General features: G+C 37.9%; 22 protein-coding genes. 16 read left to right on the top strand and 6 right to left on the bottom strand.

What is annotated here, in order from left to right; genetic code table 11:
- Positions 1–81 precede the first annotated feature (81 nt).
- Both LZZ90_RS05390 and LZZ90_RS05385 read left to right on the top strand, forming a co-directional pair.
- A complete protein-coding gene (locus LZZ90_RS05390) occupies positions 82–492 on the top strand; it encodes a hypothetical protein (protein WP_237789655.1) in 411 nt (136 codons plus the stop codon).
- Position 493: 1 nt separating this feature from the next.
- Positions 494–1,054, top strand: coding sequence for a hypothetical protein (locus tag LZZ90_RS05385; RefSeq protein WP_237789654.1), 561 nt, complete (start codon positions 494–496; stop codon positions 1,052–1,054).
- A gap of 32 nt (positions 1,055–1,086) precedes the next feature.
- Here the strand turns inward: LZZ90_RS05385 and LZZ90_RS05380 are convergent, their stop codons facing one another.
- Positions 1,087–1,518, bottom strand: a complete 432-nt coding sequence (locus tag LZZ90_RS05380) for a TerB family tellurite resistance protein (RefSeq protein ID WP_237789653.1) — start codon at positions 1,516–1,518, stop codon at positions 1,087–1,089.
- 141 nt (positions 1,519–1,659) lie between these two features.
- Here LZZ90_RS05380 and LZZ90_RS05375 point away from each other — a divergent pair, with 141 nt between their 5' ends.
- The 3 genes from LZZ90_RS05375 to LZZ90_RS05365 are packed head-to-tail and all read left to right on the top strand — an operon-like array spanning position 1,660 to position 4,271.
- Positions 1,660–2,253 (top strand): HupE/UreJ family protein, encoded by a 594-nt coding sequence (locus LZZ90_RS05375; protein ID WP_237789652.1) that lies wholly within the window; start codon positions 1,660–1,662, stop codon positions 2,251–2,253.
- A 7-nt stretch (positions 2,254–2,260) separates the two neighbouring features.
- Positions 2,261–2,689 carry a dCMP deaminase family protein gene (locus LZZ90_RS05370; RefSeq protein WP_237789651.1) on the top strand — a complete coding sequence of 143 codons (429 nt, stop codon included), beginning with the start codon at positions 2,261–2,263 and terminating at the stop codon, positions 2,687–2,689.
- Between the two features lies 1 nt (position 2,690).
- Positions 2,691–4,271 (top strand): S41 family peptidase, encoded by a 1,581-nt coding sequence (locus LZZ90_RS05365; protein ID WP_237789650.1) that lies wholly within the window; start codon positions 2,691–2,693, stop codon positions 4,269–4,271.
- A gap of 35 nt (positions 4,272–4,306) precedes the next feature.
- Here LZZ90_RS05365 and LZZ90_RS05360 read toward each other — a convergent pair whose 3' ends face one another.
- The 3 genes from LZZ90_RS05360 to LZZ90_RS05350 are packed head-to-tail and all read right to left on the bottom strand — an operon-like array spanning position 4,307 to position 5,781.
- Complete coding sequence (locus LZZ90_RS05360; RefSeq protein ID WP_237789649.1) at positions 4,307–4,915, bottom strand: FAD-dependent oxidoreductase; 609 nt, start codon at positions 4,913–4,915, stop codon at positions 4,307–4,309.
- A 42-nt stretch (positions 4,916–4,957) separates the two neighbouring features.
- Positions 4,958–5,158, bottom strand: a complete 201-nt coding sequence (locus LZZ90_RS05355) for a hypothetical protein (protein WP_237789715.1) — start codon at positions 5,156–5,158, stop codon at positions 4,958–4,960.
- A gap of 47 nt (positions 5,159–5,205) precedes the next feature.
- Entirely contained in the window at positions 5,206–5,781 is a 576-nt protein-coding gene (locus LZZ90_RS05350; RefSeq protein WP_237789648.1) for a MarC family protein, read from the bottom strand.
- 138 nt (positions 5,782–5,919) lie between these two features.
- Between LZZ90_RS05350 and LZZ90_RS05345 the strand changes: the two genes are divergently transcribed.
- The 11 genes from LZZ90_RS05345 to LZZ90_RS05295 all read left to right on the top strand — a co-directional run bounded on the left by LZZ90_RS05345 (position 5,920) and on the right by LZZ90_RS05295 (position 19,579).
- Positions 5,920–6,486, top strand: coding sequence for a DUF3109 family protein (locus tag LZZ90_RS05345; protein WP_237789647.1), 567 nt, complete (start codon positions 5,920–5,922; stop codon positions 6,484–6,486).
- A gap of 267 nt (positions 6,487–6,753) precedes the next feature.
- Positions 6,754–7,731 carry a ribonucleotide-diphosphate reductase subunit beta gene (locus LZZ90_RS05340; protein ID WP_237789646.1) on the top strand — a complete coding sequence of 326 codons (978 nt, stop codon included), beginning with the start codon at positions 6,754–6,756 and terminating at the stop codon, positions 7,729–7,731.
- Positions 7,732–7,801: 70 nt separating this feature from the next.
- Positions 7,802–10,204: a ribonucleoside-diphosphate reductase subunit alpha gene (locus LZZ90_RS05335; protein ID WP_237789645.1), complete on the top strand. Its 2,403-nt coding sequence runs from the start codon at positions 7,802–7,804 to the stop codon at positions 10,202–10,204.
- A 118-nt stretch (positions 10,205–10,322) separates the two neighbouring features.
- Positions 10,323–10,550 (top strand): hypothetical protein, encoded by a 228-nt coding sequence (locus LZZ90_RS05330; RefSeq protein ID WP_237789644.1) that lies wholly within the window; start codon positions 10,323–10,325, stop codon positions 10,548–10,550.
- Positions 10,551–10,578: 28 nt separating this feature from the next.
- The gene (locus LZZ90_RS05325) at positions 10,579–11,283 is read left to right on the top strand and encodes an AAA family ATPase (RefSeq protein WP_237789643.1); all 705 of its coding nucleotides are present in this window, start codon (positions 10,579–10,581) and stop codon (positions 11,281–11,283) included.
- Positions 11,283–11,750 (top strand): GNAT family N-acetyltransferase, encoded by a 468-nt coding sequence (locus LZZ90_RS05320; RefSeq protein ID WP_237789642.1) that lies wholly within the window; start codon positions 11,283–11,285, stop codon positions 11,748–11,750. The genes LZZ90_RS05325 and LZZ90_RS05320 overlap by 1 nt, the downstream gene beginning before the upstream one ends.
- Positions 11,751–11,896: 146 nt before the next feature.
- Positions 11,897–12,172, top strand: a complete 276-nt coding sequence (locus LZZ90_RS05315; protein ID WP_237789641.1) for a hypothetical protein — start codon at positions 11,897–11,899, stop codon at positions 12,170–12,172.
- Positions 12,173–12,222: 50 nt separating this feature from the next.
- Positions 12,223–12,963: a GLPGLI family protein gene (locus LZZ90_RS05310; RefSeq protein WP_237789640.1), complete on the top strand. Its 741-nt coding sequence runs from the start codon at positions 12,223–12,225 to the stop codon at positions 12,961–12,963.
- Positions 12,956–15,532 (top strand): carboxypeptidase-like regulatory domain-containing protein, encoded by a 2,577-nt coding sequence (locus tag LZZ90_RS05305; RefSeq protein ID WP_237789639.1) that lies wholly within the window; start codon positions 12,956–12,958, stop codon positions 15,530–15,532. Before LZZ90_RS05310 ends, LZZ90_RS05305 begins: the two co-directional genes overlap by 8 nt.
- A gap of 46 nt (positions 15,533–15,578) precedes the next feature.
- On the top strand, positions 15,579–16,922 hold the full coding sequence (locus LZZ90_RS05300; RefSeq protein WP_237789638.1) for a deoxyguanosinetriphosphate triphosphohydrolase: 1,344 nt from the start codon (positions 15,579–15,581) through the stop codon (positions 16,920–16,922).
- A 38-nt stretch (positions 16,923–16,960) separates the two neighbouring features.
- The gene (locus LZZ90_RS05295; RefSeq protein WP_237789637.1) at positions 16,961–19,579 is read left to right on the top strand and encodes a T9SS-dependent M36 family metallopeptidase; all 2,619 of its coding nucleotides are present in this window, start codon (positions 16,961–16,963) and stop codon (positions 19,577–19,579) included.
- Positions 19,580–19,605: 26 nt separating this feature from the next.
- Here LZZ90_RS05295 and LZZ90_RS05290 read toward each other — a convergent pair whose 3' ends face one another.
- Both LZZ90_RS05290 and LZZ90_RS05285 read right to left on the bottom strand, forming a co-directional pair.
- Complete coding sequence (locus LZZ90_RS05290; RefSeq protein ID WP_237789636.1) at positions 19,606–20,412, bottom strand: hypothetical protein; 807 nt, start codon at positions 20,410–20,412, stop codon at positions 19,606–19,608.
- A gap of 90 nt (positions 20,413–20,502) precedes the next feature.
- Positions 20,503–21,453, bottom strand: coding sequence for a DUF3078 domain-containing protein (locus LZZ90_RS05285; protein ID WP_237789635.1), 951 nt, complete (start codon positions 21,451–21,453; stop codon positions 20,503–20,505).
- Positions 21,454–21,485 lie beyond the last annotated feature (32 nt).

Below are 21,485 nucleotides of genomic sequence, written 5' to 3'. Positions count from 1 at the left end.
GCCTTAGTAGGTTTTGTTGCGTTTGGGTGTACCAATTCTATATCCGAAAGCAATTCAAGTAATGCGGGTTCTAAAAGTGAATTGTTAAGATCTTCTAAATGTCCCGAGGGATCTTCGGAGGTTTGGTCTTTCGATGTTCACGGTTTTAACTTTAAAAGGCCAAAATTTGGTTGTTTATCAGGATTTAGTTTTTGTATTAAAGGAGAATGGACTTTTGAAGGGTGCAAGGGTAATTCTACAGGTCAATTATACCCGGCAAACCCAGCTTTGACAGAAAGGGGAACACACGTGGTTGCAATTCCAATATCTTCTAATACTCTAGTGTTATTGTTTCCAAAAAATTTAATAAATAAGCCTGGTAACGTTCCTGAAGAATTTAGTTTATTCTCAGTTGATGAAGAATTAATGATTGGAGATATGAAATTGATAAAAGGAGGTTATAAAACTGAAATAAAGGAGGATTTAATTGTTATAAAGGTTCCGTTTGAATAATATGAAAAACATCATTTTGGTATTAGCTCTGTTATTAGTTTCATGTGAAGGTATTTATAAAACAGTCAATGGGGTTAATAAAGATTTGCTTTTTGAAAATAGATCGGAGTGTGTTAACTATTTTAATTCCAATTATAATATTGAAACTGATAGAATATTCTTTATTCAAAATGGGGAGTTTGGTGATTTTATGAGTTATATACAAAGGGAAAAGGTCTCTTATTTTTATGGGATAACCCTTAATGATAAATGTAAAATTGACGACCCTAAATTAAATGAAAACAGTTCCTGCTACGGAAGGATTTTGAGTTTGATGAATAATCACGATTCAGAATTTAAAACAAAGAAAACTGAAATTTCAAATTTTAATTTTGAAAACATTAAAGGAGAGCGCATTGATTTTACCAATTCAAAGCAAATAGTTTTTTTGTTGACTACTAAATTTGGGAAAAAGATAAATAAGGATATCGAAAAATTAATTCACAGTCTCCAAACGCAGCAAAAAGAAAAGAATGGCTATCAATATTGTCTAATATGCGTAGATCAGACCAAAACAATTTAAAATAAAAAAAACTCCCATTTTGGGAGTTTTTTTTATTTATTCATATGCTGCATCTCATAAATAAACGTATCCTGATCGACATGTAAAATTAATAAAGACAGTGCTTTTTCTACAATCAGACTTACATTAGCAGGAGTAAAACCAAGCGCTAAAGCAAATTTGCTCAAGATTTCTTTTTGTTTAGGGCCTAAAACCTGATCAACATATACCATTCGAGAGAGGTCGTACAAACGTTCCAGTCGCTGCAAATACAGTGAAGGCGGATTGACCGGATATTTTAAAGGATTGTCCAGAATTTCTTCGTATTCGTCGGGAGAAATTTCAAGTTTCACGGCGAGTTTATCCAAAAAATTTTTTTCTTCCGGACTTAAATCGCCGTCGGCAATGGCAACTCTCACAATAGCAGAAAAATGACCTTTGTTTCTGCTTTTAAATTCACTGTCAAATAAATCAGAAAATGGCATAGGCGTATGTGTTAAGTGAAACTCAAATTTACGAATTTTCTTCTTTCTTGAAAAATAAAAATGATAAGCTTTTCTTAACTAAAACGGAGGAATAGGAAAATAAATTGTAAGTTTGAGAACCCAATCTAAAATGGTTTTAAAATGTCGGAATTCTTAACGTATTTCAATATCGGATTGCGCCATGTGCTGGATATCAATGCCTACGATCATGTTCTTTTTTTAATCGCTTTGGTTACACCTTATGCTTTTAAAGACTGGAAACGGGTGCTGCTTTTAGTGTCGTTGTTTACTTTGGGGCATACTTTGTCGCTGTTGCTTTCCGTTTATGGGATCGTTTATATTAAACCGGGATTGGTCGAGTTTTTGATTCCGACAACAATTTTGGTCACGGCGTTTTTCAATTTGTTTACGGCTGGAAAATCGGGCAAGAATGAAAGTGTTACTTTTGTAGTAATGGTCACTTTGTTTTTTGGGATTATCCACGGATTAGGTTTTTCGAATTATTTTAAAGCCATACTTCCGGGAACCGCTTCAGAAAAATTAATGCCCTTATTGGAATTTGCCGTCGGTATTGAAGCGGCACAAATCATTGTTGTACTGGTTGTACTGATTCTATCCTACTTGGTGCAAACTTTATTCCGATTCTCCAAACGTGACTGGACGTTGGTGATGTCTGCCTTTGTTATTGGAGTGGTTCTTCCGATGATAGTAAGCAGTGAGATTTGGAACAGATAATTTAAAAATGAAAGAAAAGAAAAAAGCAAAATACGATAAAGCTTATTTGCGTATAGCCAAAGAATGGGGGCAGTTGTCCTATTGTAAAAGAAAACAGGTTGGCGCAATAATTGTAAAAGACAGAATGATTATTTCCGATGGGTACAATGGTACTCCGTCAGGGTTTGAAAATTGTTGTGAAGATGATGAAGGTTTAACCAAATGGTATGTGCTTCATGCAGAGGCGAATGCGATTTCTAAAGTGGCACGTTCTACTCAATCGTGTGAAACTGCCACGCTTTACATCACGCTGTCACCTTGTAAGGAATGCAGTAAATTGATTCACCAATCGGGAATTAAGCGCGTGGTTTATTTTGAAGGTTATAAAGACGATTCCGGTCTGGAATTTTTAAGAAAAGCCGGTGTTGAGGTCGATCACATCGACAGTTTGGAATAAAATGAAAATCAAAAAAATATATTTGCCGATAATTATTGCCACCGCACTTGCGGTAGGGGTTCTTGTTGGCGGGTATTTGAATTTTTCCGTTCCGAACCGCAGTTTTACTTCCAATGCAAACCGAACTAAGCTTAATAAACTGATTGAACTGATCGAAAGCGAGTATGTTGATGCCGTCGATACCGATTCGATAGTAGATTTAACGGTAAACGGAATTTTAGAAAAACTCGACCCGCATTCGGTGTACATTGCCAAAAACGAAATGGAGCAGGTTTCCCAAAGTATGAAAGGCGATTTTGTTGGAATAGGTGTGAATTTTTATATGTACAAAGACTCGTTGGCCATCATAAAACCCATTGAGAACGGGCCATCACAAAAAGCGGGTTTAAAAGCTGGTGATCGCATATTATATGCCGGTAAGACCAAACTTTTCGGTAGAAAATTACCAACGGACAGCCTCTTCTCTAAATTGAAAGGTGAAGAAGGTTCTTGGGTAAACCTGCAAATCTATCGCAGGTCGGAACACCGTAAATTTAATGTGAAAGTTACCCGTGATGTAGTGCCAATCAAGAGTGTAGACATTGCCATCATGCTCAATCCAAGTACCGGATACATCAAAATTAATCGCTTTGCGGAAACTACTTATAAAGAATTCAAGACCGGTTTGCTGGATTTGAAACGCCAGGGCATGACACAACTCATTGTTGATGTTCGTGAAAACGGCGGCGGTTACATGGAAATCGCAGCGCAAATTGCCGACGAGTTTTTGAAAGACCGTGAGTTAATCGTAAAAACTAAAAATAAAAAAGGGAATGTTGATAAAACCTATGCTACTTCAGCAGGTAATTTCGAAAACGGCAAACTGTTCCTTTTGATTAATGAAAACTCGGCTTCTGCCAGCGAGATTCTTGCCGGAGCAATTCAGGACAACGACCGTGGAACCATTGTAGGACGACGCTCGTTCGGAAAAGGTTTGGTTCAGAAAGAAATGCCGCTTGGCGACGGATCTGCAGTTCGTCTTACCGTAGCACGTTATTACACACCTTCCGGGCGCTCCATTCAAAAGCCTTACGATCACGGATTGGACGATTACAACAGTGATTTCGAAAGGCGTTTTGTGAGTGGTGAACTTTTCGCAGCCGACAGCATTAAAGTAGCCGACAGTTTAAAATATAAAACCAAAAAAGGACGTATTGTTTATGGCGGCGGCGGAATTATCCCGGATGTTTTTGTTCCGATGGAAGGAAGTCATGGCGATGAAGCTTTATCGTTGCTTATGCAATCCGGAATCAGCAGTTACTTTGTTTTTGAACAGTTGGATAAAGAGCGCCAAGCTTTTCAGAACCTGACTTTTTCACAAGTTTTGGATAAATTGAACAAGACGGATGTGTATTTCAATGCGTTCAAAAGATACATTTCCAACAGCGGACTAATTTTAAATTTCGACGGAAACAAAGAAAGGGTAAAACGTTATATGGCTGCAGAATTTGCCCGTCAGTTGTTTGATGAAAACAAGTACTTTCAGATCGTTTTAAAAGAAGATCCGATGGTAAAAGTTGTCTTGGGTAAGAAGAAATGGTAAGGGAAAAGAGAAAAGTGAAGGGACGCTGTCCCTGATTATTTTCTGATGCTATCGTGGCTGTGGGTTTCCACGCCGTTATTCCATAAAACCAAAATGTCGGTAGCGACAGCAGCACCACTTCCGGCAGCAATGGAAAGCTGGCTGCGGTGTCCGGCCAAAGTTCCGCAAACATAGATGCCTTCGGCTACTTTGTGATCGGTGTTTTTTAACTGGATTCTGTTTTTCTCCGGTAACGATTTATGATGCGGCTCAACATAGTGCATCAACCCTTCAATGGAAAACAGATTAGAGGAACCAATTCCAACTACAATGGCTTTTGAAGTATATGAATTTTTGTTGGTCGTTATGGTGAAATTACCGTCTTGTTCTTCCACTTTCAGCACTTTTTCATCTTCAATTTGGATGACTTGCGGATAAATTTCTGCAAGATGTTCGGTACTTTCGATCAACAAATCCGAGCCTAATTTTCCATTGGGAATTCCGTAAGCATTGTGAAAAATGGCATCCTGAAGTGAGGAGGCTTTCTGATGGGCAATAATCCCGATTTTCTTATCGGCAGCAAAGGCCTTTTTTTGGGCTGAACCTAAAATAAGCGCACAGGAAATTCCTGAAACACCGCCGCCAATAATTAGTACATCAAACATTTATGGGATTGGATTTGTTGAAAAATTAAGACTGTAATACAATTACATTTCTTTTGTCTTTTCGTCAATCATTTTAGACATCCTGAAAATCAGAAGTATGCAGATTGCACAAAGCGACGCGGCAATCCCGATAAGGGCGACCATGCTGTTACCTTCAAAAAGATTTTTAAAATCCAGTAGGGTAATGTTGAAAACTATTAGACCCAGGGCAAGGGCAATCAGTATATAAGTAAAAACTTTCATCTTCATTTATTTTATCGAAACACGGTGTAAAGCTAGTAAAAATCAGGTTAAACGAATAATCCTTTAACATTAGCGGCAAATAATTTAACAGCGATGGCCAGTAACACCACTCCAAAGACTTTTCGAATAACGCCTAAGCCATTTTTTCCCAAAGCTTTTTCTATTTTAGAGGAGGATTTTAAAACGGTATAGACAATAATAATATTGATCAGGATAGCAATAACAATGTTGATGGTCTGGTATTGGGCGCGCAACGAAAGTAAAGTGGTCATGGTTCCTGCGCCTGCAATTAATGGAAATGCAAGGGGAACAATGGAGGCAGTGCTCGGTTCTTCGTCTTTATATAAAGTGATGCCTAAAATCATTTCCAAGGCCAAAAAAAACAGGATGAACGAACCGGCCACAGCAAAGGATTTTACGTCTACTCCCATAAATTTCAGAATTTCTTCTCCTACAAAAAGAAAAGTAATCATAATAATTCCAGAAACCACAGAGGCTTTCTCCGATTGAATATGCCCGACTTTGCTTCTCAAATCCACAATAATCGGAATGGTTCCCACGATGTCAATTACCGCAAAAAGTACCATTCCAACCGTTAAAATTTCTTTTAAATCCAATTCCATAGCGTGTCGTGTTGTTTATCAGGTTGCAAAATTATTGGTTTTAACACGAAGTTAGCTAATAAATCGTTAATTTCTAACATTTCGGGGATTGTGGCTTGAATCTTCGTAACTTTGCTTCGGAAATTTAGCTTAAAAAATATGTTTCAGTTAGGGAAAACCATAGTTTCGGAGGAGATTTTAGAAAAGGAATTTGTGTGCAACTTGTCGGCCTGCAAAGGAGCCTGTTGTGTGGATGGAGATGCAGGTGCGCCACTATCGGAAGAAGAAACTAAAATTTTGGCGGATATTTTTCCAAAAGTAAAGCCGTTTTTACGTCCGGAAGGAATTGCCGCTATTGAAGCGCAGGGAACTTCGGTAATTGGTGAAGACGGCGAATTTGAAACTACTTTAATTGACGGAGCGGATTGTGCTTACGTTATCTTTGACGGTCCAACCGCACTTTGCGGTATTGAGCAGGCTTATAATCAAGGAATTGTCGATTGGAAAAAACCGATTTCCTGTCATTTGTACCCGGTTCGGGTTAAGGAATATTCCGAATTTTCAGCGGTAAATTACCATAAGTGGCACATTTGCGACGATGCGTGTTCTCTTGGGAAGGAATTGGAAGTTCCGGTGTATAAATTTTTAAAAGAATCTCTAACCAGAAAGTTTGGTGCCCAGTGGTATTCCGAATTGGAAAAAATTGCGGAAGAGCATAAAAAGTAAGCTTAGGTTTTCAGTTTTTTAATCGGCTTTGAACCAATGATTTTACAGCGGTTCATGAAAAATTTGTAAGAATTTTGTTATTTGTATTTTACTGGTAATCAGTAATTTATCAAAATAAAAATTCCACGAAAGAAAAATCTTCATTGTTAAAAACTCGACCGAATTGTGAATAAGTTTGGCTTTCTTTTTACAATACAAATGACAATCTTTGTAAACCCCAATCTAGTTAAATAATCATTTTTTTAATCGTATAAAAGTCAAGGAACTATGTCTGTAGTTGAGCCTATATTGCAAGAAAACAAAGATCGTTTTGTAATTTTTCCTATCAAACACCATGATATTTGGGAATGGTATAAAAAATCGCAAGCCAGTTTCTGGACCGCGGAAGAAATCGATTTACACCAAGATTTAACCGATTGGAATTCTAAATTGAACGACGATGAAAAATATTTCATCAAGCATATTTTAGCCTTCTTTGCAGCTTCTGACGGAATTGTAAATGAGAATTTGGCTGAGAATTTTGTAAACGAAGTACAATATCCGGAAGCCAAGTTTTTCTACGGTTTTCAGATCATGATGGAGAACATTCACAGCGAAACGTATTCCTTATTGATTGATACGTATGTGAAAAACGAAGAAGAGAAAAATCAGTTGTTTCACGCTATTGAAGTGTTTCCTGCAATTAAGAAAAAAGCGGAATGGGCGTTAAAATGGATCGAATCCGATTCGTTTGCTGAACGACTTATTGCGTTTGCTGCAGTGGAAGGGATTTTCTTTTCCGGAGCGTTCTGTTCGATCTTCTGGTTGAAAAAACGTGGTTTGATGCCGGGCTTGACCTTTTCTAATGAGTTGATTTCTAGAGATGAAGGAGTGCATTGTGATTTCGCGGTACACTTACATAATAATCACTTGATTAATAAAGTTTCTAAAGAACGAATCACCGATATCATTACCGATGCTTTAAATATTGAAAGAGAATTTATTACGGAATCACTTCCGGTAAGTTTGATTGGAATGAACGCAGGATTAATGACGCAATATTTAGAGTTCGTAGCGGATCGATTATTAGTGGAATTGGGTTGCTCTAAAGTGTACAATTCAAACAACCCGTTCGATTTCATGGACATGATTTCATTACAAGGAAAAACGAATTTCTTCGAAAAACGCGTTTCCGAATACCAAAAAGCAGGGGTGTTGAACAAAGACACCGATTCGCAGAAAATTAGCTTCGACGCTGATTTTTAATCGAATACCCTTTAGAAAATTCACGGCTTTGTGCCAACAATAAATAAATAACCTTCAAAACAGTAACAATATGTATGTAGTAAAAAGAGACGGAAGAAGAGAGCCGGTTATGTTCGATAAGATCACCGACCGAGTTAGAATTTTATGCTACGGATTAAACGATTTGGTTGATCCGGTAAAAGTTGCCATGCGTGTTATTGAAGGTTTGTACGATGGGGTAACTACTTCAGAGTTAGATAATTTAGCAGCGGAAACAGCAGCTTCCATGACGGTAACCCATCCGGATTATGCGCAATTGGCAGCTCGTATTGCGGTTTCCAACTTGCATAAGAATACTAAAAAATCCTTCTCGGAAACCATGTCGGATATGTTCCACTATGTAAATCCTAGAACAGGCCAGGAAGCGCCTTTGTTATCGGAAGAAGTGTATCAGGCGATCATGGAGAATGCGGAGACGTTGGATTCGTCCATCATCTACAACCGCGATTTTAACTACGACTATTTCGGATTTAAAACTTTAGAACGTTCGTATTTGTTGCGCATCAACGGGCAGATTGTAGAGCGCCCTCAGCATATGTTAATGCGTGTTTCCGTAGGGATTCACCTAAACGATATTCCTGCAGCGATTGAAACCTATGAGCTAATGTCGAAGAAATTCTTCACACACGCTACGCCAACGCTTTTCAATGCCGGAACTCCAAAACCACAAATGTCTTCTTGTTTCTTGTTGACCATGCAGGATGACAGTATTGATGGAATTTACGATACCTTAAAACAAACCGCAAAAATCTCGCAATCTGCCGGAGGAATCGGATTGTCTATCCATAACGTGAGAGCAACCGGTTCGTACATTCGCGGAACAAACGGAACTTCAAACGGAATTGTGCCGATGTTACGTGTATTTAACGATACAGCGCGTTACGTAGATCAAGGCGGTGGAAAACGTAAAGGAAGTTTCGCAATTTACATTGAGCCTTGGCATGCCGATATTTTCGACTTCCTGGATTTGAAGAAAAACCACGGAAAAGAAGAAATGCGTGCGCGTGATTTGTTCTTCGCCATGTGGATGAACGACTTGTTCATGAAACGTGTTCAGGATGATGCGCACTGGACGTTAATGTGTCCGAACGAATGCCCGGGCTTATATGATGTTTATGGTGACGAGTTTGACGCGATGTACATTAAATACGAACAAGCCGGAAAAGGAAGAAAAACCATCAAAGCCCGTGAGCTTTGGGAAAAAATATTAGAGTCACAAATCGAGACCGGAACGCCATACATGTTGTACAAAGACGCGGCGAACCGTAAATCAAACCAGAAAAATTTAGGAACGATTCGTTCTTCGAATTTGTGTACCGAGATTTTAGAATATACTTCTGCCGATGAAATTGCGGTGTGTAACTTAGCTTCGATTTCCCTACCAATGTTTGTGGAAAATGGCCAGTTCAACCACCAATTATTACACGATGTTACCAAGCGTGTAACCCGCAACCTGAACAAGGTAATCGACAGAAACTACTATCCGGTAAAAGAAGCGGAAAACTCCAACATGCGTCACCGTCCGGTAGGATTAGGGGTGCAAGGTTTGGCCGATGCGTTCATCTTACTAAGAATGCCGTTTACTTCGGATGAAGCTAAAAAATTAAACCAGGAAATCTTCGAAACGATCTATTTTGCAGCTGTTACCGCTTCTATGGAAATGGCAAAAGAAGAAGGGCCGTACTCGACGTTCCAAGGATCTCCAATTTCTCAGGGAGAATTCCAATATAACCTTTGGGGCTTGAATGATGGTGATTTAAGCGGTCGTTGGGATTGGGCTTCGCTTCGTAAAGAAGTAATGGCTAATGGAGTGCGTAACTCATTGTTAATGGCGCCGATGCCAACTGCTTCGACTTCGCAAATCTTAGGAAACAACGAAGCGTTTGAGCCGTACACTTCTAACATTTACACCCGTCGTGTATTGTCCGGAGAGTTCATTGTGGTAAACAAACACTTGTTGCACGATTTAGTGAGTTTAGGCTTGTGGAATGAGAACCTGAAACAGGAAATCATGCGTGCCAACGGATCGATTCAGGATATTGACGGTATTCCGCAGGATATCAAAGAATTGTACCGAACGGTTTGGGAAATGAGTATGAAAGATATTATCGATATGTCCCGTCACAGAGGATATTTCATCGACCAGTCGCAATCGTTAAACCTGTTCATGGAAGGAGCAACGTTCTCGAAATTAACATCGATGCACTTCTACGCATGGCAGTCTGGTTTGAAAACTGGTATGTATTATTTGAGAACTAAATCAGCGGTAGATGCGATCAAGTTTACGTTGAACAACGATAAAAAAGCGGAACCGATCGCGGTTGCAGCGGAAGTCGCTAACGAAAACGAAGAAATGTCCGCAGAGGAATTCCGAGCGATGTTAGAGCGTTCTAAAAACGCCGGTCCGGAAGATTGCGAAATGTGTGGATCGTAATAAAAAGAATTTGATTTGTATTAATAGAGGAAAGCAGCCGTCATTTTGATGGCTGTTTTTTTGTTTAGCGGCAAATCGGTTTGGTCTTCGTACCTTTGTGTTTTAAAACTGAAAAATTATGTCAAAAGATAAGAAAAAAGGGGTGTACACAGGAATCATCGAAAAAGATGAAAATGGAAATTTTTTCTGTGGGGAATATTTGTTAGACTATCAATACACGGTGGCAAATTTTAAAGTAGGCGATGAAGTGAACATCAAAACCGTAATTGAAAACCCTAGCGATAAAAGTTACGACCAGTATCCGAAGAAATCCCGCAATTTCTTTTTGGCCAACGATAAAGAATAAGTAGTTTTCCGATTTAAAATTCAATTCCTTGAGTACGTTATATTTCACCGACCGAAGCACTATTAATCTGGAAGATGTGGTTTTCAACGAAGCCGTGTCCAAACAAATCAACCAGTTTTTGAAGGAATACCAGTTTCGGGAAGTGCTGGAAAAATACGAGCTTCCGGTAATCAATAAAATGTTGTTGTACGGCAAGACCGGTTGTGGTAAAACCATGACCGCCAAAGCGATTGCCAAGAAACTCGACAAGAAAATCATTATCGTGAATTTGGCGAGCATAATATCTTCGAAATTGGGAGAAACCGCGAAAAACATCGAAAGCTTGTTCAAGGAAGTGAATTATGAAAGCGCCGTTTTGTTTTTTGATGAATTCGATTCACTCGGGCAAATCCGTGATTACGACAACAAAGACAACAGCGAAATGAAAAGGGTGGTGAATGCTATTCTGCAACTGATTGACCATTTTCCAAAGAAATCCATCCTGATCGCCGCTACCAATCAAATCCAGATGATCGACGAAGCTTTAGTGCGTCGTTTCGAATTGAAATTAGAATTCACTTTACCTTCCAAAGAAGTGTTGGATAAGTATTACGATAAATTGTTAGCAAAATATCCGTCGGAATTCACCAAATTGGAGCGTGTATATGAAGTTTCCTTTGCAGAAGCTAAAAATCACGTTTTTGCAGCAGTGAAAAACAATATCATTCAAGCGGAAATTAATAAATTACACTGATGATACAGCTCGTTCGTACCACTTCTGATGCTCCGGATTTCAAATACCTCACGCAATTGTTCGATACCTTTTTGATCGATATTGATGGTGAGGAGAAGGATTTTTTTGCACAATACAACCAGATTTACCTTCAAAATGTAGTGGTTTGTTATGAAGATGATGTAGCCATAGGTTGTGGAGCTCTCAAAGAATACGATGCTCAAACCGGAGAAATCAAGCGTATGTTTGTACATCCTGAGCACCGAAACAAAGGAGTAGCCAATGCCATTTTACAGGAATTGGAAGCTTGGGCAGGAGAATTAGGATTTAGTTCGTGTATCTTAGAAACTTCCCAAAAGCTTGAGAATGCTATAGCATTGTATAAGAAATTCGGATACCAACCGATAGCAAATTACGGACAATACATAGGTGTTGACAGTTCGGTCTGCATGAAAAAGCAATTTGATTTCAAAGCTTCGAGCCAATAAGTAGTTTCTTTCATATTAATAAAAATTTCAAATAGATAGTTTTTTTGTAGTAAGGATATTGTTTAATATGTTAAATGTAATATTATTCTTGTATTTTGTTTCTTTTTTTTTAATTCGTAGGATTATTAATCTAAATTTAAAGAAAAATGAAAAAAACAATTTTAGTGATTACGTTGTTGTCAATTGGTTCTTCTGCATTTGCATCAAGTAAAGAAAGTAAAGATTCTAAAGAAGTTATTACACGCTCTGTAACAATTTGCGAAACTTCTAGGGCGTTAGATTCTGAAGGGAATGAAGTGGCATCTGCCCAATGTTGTAAAACATTTGAATCTCAACCCAATGCTGAGACTGAAGTTACTACAAGAGTTGCTTTGAAAGTTTGCTCTGATAAGGCTCTTGATATGGTTTTAGCGGCTGCATAAAAATTTTAATAAAGATCGGCCTTTTTTGGCCGGTTTAAATTTATGGGAATATGAAAAAAAAATTAACAGTATTATTTGGACTGCTCTTTTTCTTTGCTAATAGTCAGAGGCTTCAGATTAAATATGATGTGCAAATTGATATGTCTGGTATGTCCGCTAAGCCGTTTAATCATTGTTATTTGTTGGATCACTCTAATGGCACATCATTGCAAAAGAAGTTTTTAAAAAAAGCTCTTCCAGAATCTGTGACAGATAAAAATAACAGTACTTCAAGAATCGTTAAAATAGGGAATGATACAACCTATGTTTATAAGGATTTTTTAAAAAACAGTTTGTATTCGGAAGAGCGAATTTTTACGAAAACATTTTTGGTTGCTGATCAGCTCAATATTTTTTCTTGGAAGATAGAAGAAGATACTTTAACCGTGCTTAAACACAAATGCCGTAAGGCAACGACAAGATTCCGCGGACGAGAGTACATCGCTTATTTTGCTGAAGATATTCCGGTAGCAGAAGGGCCTGGGAAGTTCAATGGGTTGCCAGGTCTGATTTTGAAAGTAATGCTTGTCAACTCTACAGCGGTCTTTTCAGCTGAAGCAATAGAACTTCATTTGGATTCGTCTATTAAGGATAATTTAAACCCTTTTGCCAATCAAAAACTGACGTCTTTTAAAGATTTTAAAAAAGAATACAATAGAAAATATGCAGAACTGGAATCGTTTTCATCCGAACAATCTGGAGGGAATGCTTCGATAAAAAGGGGAGGTTTAGAATTGCTATCGGATGATTAATAAGATAATTGCCTTTTTTTTTGTACATTTTATATTTGTAAATAGTGTTTTCTCACAGGATATTTCAGGAATTGTGAGTTGTGATACCACTAAAGTTTTTGGAGCTCAGGTACTTGTTAAAAAAGGGACTAGGATTTTAGCCAACACTTCAACGGACGCAAACGGAAAGTTCGTTTTTCATAACATAAGTCAGGATAGTCTGGAAATCCGAGTGGCGCATTTAAACTATGAACCTCACTCAGTATTTCTGAAAAAAACAACAAGCGAAGTGCTTAAGTTTGAACTTGTTAGAAAAGTAAATGTTCTGCAGGAAGTTGTAGTGAAAAAACAGTTGGCTGTCAGTCAAAAAAAAGACACTGTGGTTTACAATCCTGAACTTTTTAAAGATGGTTCGGAACGAGTCGTTGAAGATTTACTTAAGAAATTGCCGGGTGTTACAGTTACAGATGCCGGAAAGATTTTTTTTAAAGGGAAAGAGATTCAAGCTTTAATGCTTGATGGTGATGACCTTTTTAATTCTCGGTACACTATCGGGAGCAAAAATCTGGAGGTTAACGCTGTAGAATCGGTAGAGGCAATTGAAAACTTCAATGCAAATAAAGTGCTTCACAAAATTTCTGAAACCGATAAAGTTGCCATTAATCTTAAACTTAAAAAAGGATTGCCTGTCTTAACGATGCGATCAGAGTTAGAGAACGGTTTGGATTCAAAATACAATAATACAGCTACAGCATTGCTATTACATTCTCAATATAAAGGTTTTAGCTCTAGTGGGGTTAATACAATTGGAATCAGTGATGAATCGATGGTTGTAGAATCCGATTTGACAAGAAATGGGAAAACCAGAGATTTGATAGTTCAGGGTAATTTTCCACAGAATTTGGGTAAAGATAATTCGTTGTTGAATGAAACTTTTGTAACAAACAATTCTTTAAAAATTAAAAAATCAAAACAAACCGCCTTAACGTTTGGTGTTAATTATTTAAAAGATCGTTTTTTTCAGGATACAGAAAATGTAACCAATTATCGTTTTGAAGATCAGAATTTTGTTTATGAAAATATTGATCATCAAATTAAAAAACCTGAAGTCTTGTCTTTTAACAATCAAATAGAATACTATAATGATGATGATTTGCAGATTTCTACAAAAATGATGTTTGAAAAACGCCAATCAAGTTTTGAAAATGCAGCATCGAACAATAGTATTCTTCGTAAAAACAATGTAAATACTGACGGGTTTTTCATCGGGGGAAAGGCAGTAATTACAAAAATGCTTGACAAAAAATCAGCATTGGATTTTTCAGCCTTAGTTTCACAGAACAAATCTGAACAAGATTTTCTGCTTTTTCCGAGTATCGAGATTACAAATTCGGAGTTGGCCGACCGACAACTTAGTACGATTGCTACAAATTTTTTTAATGGTCAGCTGCAATATTATCATAATTGGAATAAAGTCAATTTAAAGATTAGCAATACTATAGAAAGCAAAACTGACAAACTCGATAGTTGGCTTGGATATGAAAATTTTCTGGTAGATGGATTTCGGAATGATATTGCTTTTAAAAGTTTTGTTAATCAGTTTGCAACACAGTTAAAGTTTCAGCTTGGAAAGTTTAAATTCGGATTAACAGAAACCTTATGGTATAATCGAGCTAAAAGAACCGCAGATAAGTTTGATGATTTTCAAAGTCTTTTTCACTTTGATGTAAAGTATGCTTTAACTAAGAAGCAAAGTCTTCAATTTGTTTTTTTTCAAAATATTGATACGCCAATGTTGGAAAATGTTTATCAAGCTCCAATTTTAAATTCTTATCGGAGTGTTTCCTTGAATGAAGGCAAAATTGATAATATAAAAAAAACGGAATCCGCTTTGAGCTATACCATTTCAGATTTCTATAACACCTTTTTTTTTAGAACGACATTAAGTTATACTTCAAAAGATAAAGATTACTATTTTACAACGCAGCTTTCTCCAAGTCTTGTGTATAATAAAACAGTATTGCTGGATCAGGGTAATACTGTGACTAGTCTAAACCTTTCAATACATAAGCTGATTCCTTTTTTGAAGATTAATCTTAAGTACAATGGAGTTTGTAACTTTTCAACTTTTTATAATTTTATTGATAATTCGGCTTTGCGTTCTGTTAAAAATAAATCACTTAAAAATGAATTAATCCTTTATAAAAATTTTGGATTACCTTTTAGTCTGAACAACAAAATGACTGTTGATTCGAATTTTTTTGAGGCTGATGATGGGCAACGAAATAAGCTGATTGAGGTTCAAAATGAATTTAAAGTAAATTATAAGATAACAAAGGATTTTATACTGGAGTCTTTTATTCAGACTTTTATTCCTAACACCAAGAAAAATGAATTTTATAATTTTTTAGGTTTTGAAGTAATGTACAATTTAAAGAAGTTTAATTGTGAAGTCAATCTGCGTGGGCATAATCTTTTTAATCATAAGAGATTCAGCAGTAGTTTTGTCTCCGATTTTGCAGTATCTTCGTATTCTTACAGATTGCAGGAACGTTATGTTTTACTTGGATTTCGTTTTAAAGTTTTCTAATGTGCGAAGTTCCTGGGCTAAATTTATAATTAAAGTACGATTTTAGATGAACTGGGAACAACTGTTATCCTTAAAACGACAAGGCGACACAAGCAAAAGATTGCGCAAAGAACAAGACGACACCCGTTTAGGGTTTGAAGTCGATTACGACCGGATCATCTTTTCTTCGGCATTTCGAAGTTTGCAGGATAAAACGCAGGTGATCCCACTTTCCAAAACGGATTTCGTCCATACGCGTTTAACCCACAGTTTGGAAGTTTCCGTAGTAGGGCGTTCTCTGGGGCGTTTGGTAGGGAAGAAGATTCTGGAAAAATATCCGCATTTAAAAGAAGTGCACGGCTACCACATGAACGATTTCGGAGCGATTGTGGCTGCAGCGGCTTTGGCGCATGATATTGGAAATCCGCCGTTTGGGCATTCCGGAGAAAAGGCTATCGGAGAATATTTCAAAACCGGAAACGGAGCGCAATACAAAAGTCAGCTTTCCGATAAAGAATGGCAAGATTTAATTGATTTTGAAGGAAATGCGAACGGTTTTTCAGTAGTGACTACCACTAGACCGGGAGTGGAAGGAAGTTTACGCTTAACTTACGCTACTTTGGGCGCTTTTATGAAATATCCGAAAGAAAGCCTGCCTAAAAAACCTACTTCAAACATTGCCGATAAAAAATACGGGTTTTTTCAGCAGGACAAAGAGTTTTTCAAAGATGTCGCCAAAGAATTGGGTATGATTTCCAATAAAACAGGAAATGATGTCGGTTTTGAACGCCATCCGCTGGCTTTTTTAGTGGAAGCTGCCGATGATATTTGTTATACGATCATCGATTTTGAAGACGGCATCAACCTTGGGCTTATCCAGGAAGAGTTCGCGCTGGAATACATGATCAAATTGGTAAAAAACAGTATTGATTCCGAGAAATACAAGTCACTTACCACTAAGGAAGACCGCATCAGCTATTTGCGTGCTTTGGCCATCGGTAGTTTGATTAACGATGCTGTAAACGTGTTTTTGGAAAACGAAGAAGCAATTCTTAAGGGACAGTTCCATTCGGCCTTAACCGATAGAAGCCAGTTTAAAGCGCAAATGAACGATATTATCAAAATAAGCGTTAAAAATATTTATCAGAGTAAAGAAGTTATTGAAAAAGAAGTGGTAGGTTATCAGGTGATTAACACGCTTTTGGATAAATTTTGTACCGCTTATAATAAGAAGTTTGAAGGAACTTCCAGTAATTACGACGAATTGATTCTGAAACTGCTGCCCGAAAAATACGTAACCGAAAAGATGAGCCTTTACGAGCGGCTAATGCACATCTGTCATTTTGTGTCGATGTTAACCGATGGAAAGGCACTGCAGCTTTTTAAAACCATACAAGGTGCCCGAATGTAAGTTATTTTGACTAAATTTAACGTACTAACCCTGGAGCGATGAAAAAGTATGTTGTTTTTTGGATGCTTATGTTTTGTTGTGGAGTTTTTTCGCAGACAACTCCAGAGGTTTTGATTCAGGATTTTCTGGGGCAAAAAACGAAAGCGTCGAATTTTTCAAAAGAAGATCTAAGCGATTGGTTTGTGGAGAGTAGAGCAAATTCCAAGACAACAGGAATTGAAAATTACTACATTAAGCAACGGTTTTCCGGTATTGAAATTGAAGGAACCACGACCAATTTTCTACTAAAAGGGAATAAGGTTTTGGAAGCAGAACTTCGGTTTCAGCCTCAACTTATGCAAAAAATTCAGTCGGTTGTTCCTAAAATACAGCTGGATCAGTCGCTCGAGATCCTTTTTAAAGAATTTGGTTTACAGAAAGTTAAGTATCCTGTTGTTGAAAGAAAAGCTAATTGTTATACCTTAAAAACGTCTAAGGAAGATTCTAATTCTATTACAGCTAAGACGGTCTATAAAGTACTGACGGATGGAAGCATGCGTCTGGCTTGGAATTTTACCTTTTATTCGCCCGATTTCAAGCATCTTTGGAATGTTTATCTTGATGCCGAAAATGGTCAAATCTTAGAGAGAATAGACTGGACGCATCATTGCCGATTTGAAACCGGTTACTCAAATAGTGTAAAAAGGATTGATTTTTCCTCGCAGCTTTTTTCAAAAACAAACTATTTTCAAAATCCGGAATCTTCCGGTTATAGAGTATTTCCGTATTATGTTGAGAGCCCTAATCATGGAATAAGTGAGCTTATAACTTCACCTGAAAAATTAAGCGCATCTCCTTATGGATGGCATGATACCGACGGTGTTCCGGGGGCTGATTATACCATAACCAGAGGCAACAATGTTTGGGCAAAAGAAGATCGGGATGGGAATAATGAAGCAGGCGAAAGCCCTGATGGAGGAAGTATTTTGCTTTTTGATTTTCCCTACACGGGAACGAACACCGCGCCAGTTTCCTATACTCCGGCTGCGACTACCAATTTGTTTTACATGAGTAATATCATGCACGATGTGTTTTATCAGTATGGTTTTGATGAATTCAACGGCAATTTTCAACAAAACAATTATAATAAAGGTGGTATTCAAGAGGATTTTGTTTTTGCAGATGCTCAGGATGCCTCCGATGTGAATAATGCCAATTTTGCCACACCGCCCGATGGTATTGCCCCGAGAATGCAGCTTTTTTTGTGGAACATTCCCCCGCAACCTATGTTGATTACCGTAAACAGTCCTTCAGCTCTAAGCGGGATGTATGCTGCTGATGATAATAATTTTCTGAACGGGCATGTGCTTTTACCCAATGCACCTTCAGGAATTACTGCAGATTTAGTTTTGTTTGACGACGGGCTTGCGGATACTTCTGATGCGTGTTCTTCTGCTGTTAATGCTTCTGTTTTGAACGGAAAAATTGTGCTGATCCGAAGAGGTGGCTGTACCTTTACCGATAAGGTAATTGCAGCTCAAATTGCAGGAGCGGTAGCAGTAATTGTGGTAAACAACACAACAGGTAAAATCATTATGGCGGGAGACAATGCCGCTATTGTAATTCCGGCGATAAGTGTTTCTCAGGAAATTGGTGAAAACTTGATTGCGTTCTTACTGAATGGACCCGTAAATGTTACGCTTGCAAACCAACCGACCGATTTTGTGAATTCTGATTCCGATTTTGACAATGGCGTTATTGCCCACGAATACGGGCACGGTATTTCCACGCGGCTTACAGGTGGCGCCAACAACAGCAATTGTCTGGAAAGCTCAGAACAAATGGGGGAAGGCTGGTCTGATTTTTTTGCCTTAATGCTTCAAATGAAACAAGGGGATTCCGGCGCGTCCAAAAGAGGAATTGCCACGTTCTTAAACAATGAAACCCCTGATGGAAATGGAATTCGACTTTACCCCTATTCAACCGATATGAGTATTAATCCGCTAACTTTTGCCCGTACCAATGGGATGACGTTTCAGGAAAATGGAGAAACCAAGATAAACAAACACGCCGTGGGCACGGTTTGGGCTTCGGTACTTTGGGATTTGGCTTGGGCTTATGTGGGCAAATACGGTTTTAATTCGGATATATATAACGGGAATGGTGGTAATAACAAAGTATTGCAGTTAATTGTCGACGCTTTGAAATTACAGCCCTGTAATCCTTCTTTTATTGAAGGACGCAACGCAATTTTGTTAGCGGACAAACAAACCACCGGAGGCCAGGATTTTTGTATGATATGGGAAGTTTTTGCACGAAGAGGACTTGGTATTAATGCGTCTTCAGGAACTAATGAAGGAGTGGCGGGAATTAACGATCAGTTGGAAGATTTCACGGTTCCTTTGCCGGATTCAAATTGTGATATTTTCAAAGCAACCGATCAGGTACTGGTTTTTCCTAATCCCGCATCCGATTTTATTAAAATCCGAATGTTTAACTATCTGGGGCCGGTAACGGTTAGTGTTTTTGATGTTAATGGGCGAGTGATCAGCCGGGTTTCTCAAGCGCAGTTCAATTTTGAGACTACACTTGACGTACATGCTCTGCAATCAGGAATTTATCTTTTAAGAATTGAAGGTAATGGTTTTAAACAAAACCGAAAGTTAATTGTAAACTAAAAAGACTCTTTATTGGAGAGTCTTTTTTAGAGAACCATTTTTTTTTCTGTTTCTTCCATTACTTCAGAGATCAGGCTGCTGCAATCCGGATTATAATTGTCCCAAATTTTCCAGTGGTTTCCCTGTTGTTTAATGAAATAGGTCTGACGGTTGATTTTATTGTAAAGATTTAACGTCTCTTCTTCGCCATTTTGCCATTCCAAATTCCAGGATTCTTTAGCGGATAAGATCATAAGGTCTTCATCCACACTAATGAGTTTGCAGTCAAAAACTTCAAAAAAGGATTGTTTTTTTGATTTTGCAATACTGATGTTACGATTGGAAAATTTGGTCAGAGTGTCTAAAATTCTATTGTACAGCGGACTCTCTTCAAAAATATAATCGTTTATATTTCCCAAGCTGACTGAAGGCAATTGCTGAAGGCAATTCAACTCTTCTTGGCAAAAGTCCTGAATAAGTTGCTCAAAAGGACAGGGTAAATTGTTTTCTGAAGTTTCCGTTTTTTCATTGGTTCCGTTTTGAAAGGCTAGAAAGCTGTTCAAAGATGGATGCCCTAAGAAAATGGCTAGCTTGTCTAAGGTTTTAAGGAATCGCAAATCGGGAGTAACCTTTTTCATGTAACTCTCGTCGAAAAGACGTTGCAAGGTCATGCTGGAGATGGAAGAGGTTTTTTCGTCTTTGAAAAATTCCGATTTGGACAATGCCTCGGTAATGATTTCAGACAAAACAATAAACTGGGTTCTTTTCCAGATTCGTATTTTGCCAATAGAACTGTTAAGTACGGCAGGATGTGACCTGATGCACTCTTTAAGTTGGTCAATAATAGGTTTCATTATGTTGTGTTGTTGTTGTGGTTTAGTTGCTTTTTTTCTTCAATAAAGACCGTGTTTTGTTTTTAAAAATGTAAATGTAAGATTTTTATTTTAAAATGTATAGCTTAATCCTACGCCTAAAATTTGTTTTAGCTGAACTTTAGGGCCTTTGGTAACTTGAACACCATCAATGTTTTCTTTTGATTTGATGTCGTCGTCGTAAATTAAATGGGTTGCGATACTGGCTCTAACGTATTGGTTGACTACCATGTCCAATTGCATTTGCCAGTTTAAATCGATGTTTCCGAAGTTGTTCAGGTAATCGGTATAAAAACTAACGCGGTTGTCCAGGTTAATGTTTTTAAAGATTTCCTTTTTGTATTGACTGGTTACTAAAATACCTACCTCGGTTCTTGATTTTTTTCCTTCGCTGGTAAGAACTCCGCTAGTATCATAGGTAGCTTTGTCTACTCCAAAGGCGCCTTGATTGGCAAGGGCTTGGTCTAAAACCAATGTCGTTTTTTGGGTTAAAGGAGAAAAATACATGATCAGGCTTTTATCCGGGCTTATGTACTCGGAACCAACCCCTAAAAAGATATAAGCTGGTGCAAAAGGTTTTGAAATCGCTATTTCAGTATTCGGATAGGCGTAACCGTTAGTAAATTGTGTATTGAAGTTGAACTTGGCCGAATAGTACCAGTTGGAAATCGAATCGGTTTTGTATCCCGCTGTCGAGTTAATTTGGATGGCGTCGTCGGTTTTACGGGCTTCTCTTCCGTCTTGTTTGTTCAGTCCGTAACGGGCGATAAGTTCATTATGCCAAACGAAACGGTCTTTGGTGTACTTGCGAACAAATGCACCTTTTAAAATACCGGAAATGGAATTTTCGCCCCCTGCGTTCCAATTTACGAAGGAAACCTGGGTAAGATCCAGTCCGACAATGTTTTTGCTTTCCCAATGTTTAATGCTATCGGGGGTTTCAGTGCGCACTACCTGAGCAAAACTCTTTTGAAAAAAGACAATGCTAAGGATACCTAAAAGATAGGTTTTTAAGGAATTCATGATAAGTAGTTAGGTTAAATTTGGTGCAAAAA

Source organism: Flavobacterium sp. SM15 (assembly GCF_022012335.1).
In the GTDB taxonomy this organism is placed as follows: Bacteria; Bacteroidota; Bacteroidia; order Flavobacteriales; family Flavobacteriaceae; genus Flavobacterium.
This window is presented reverse-complemented; position numbering and strand designations above follow the sequence as displayed.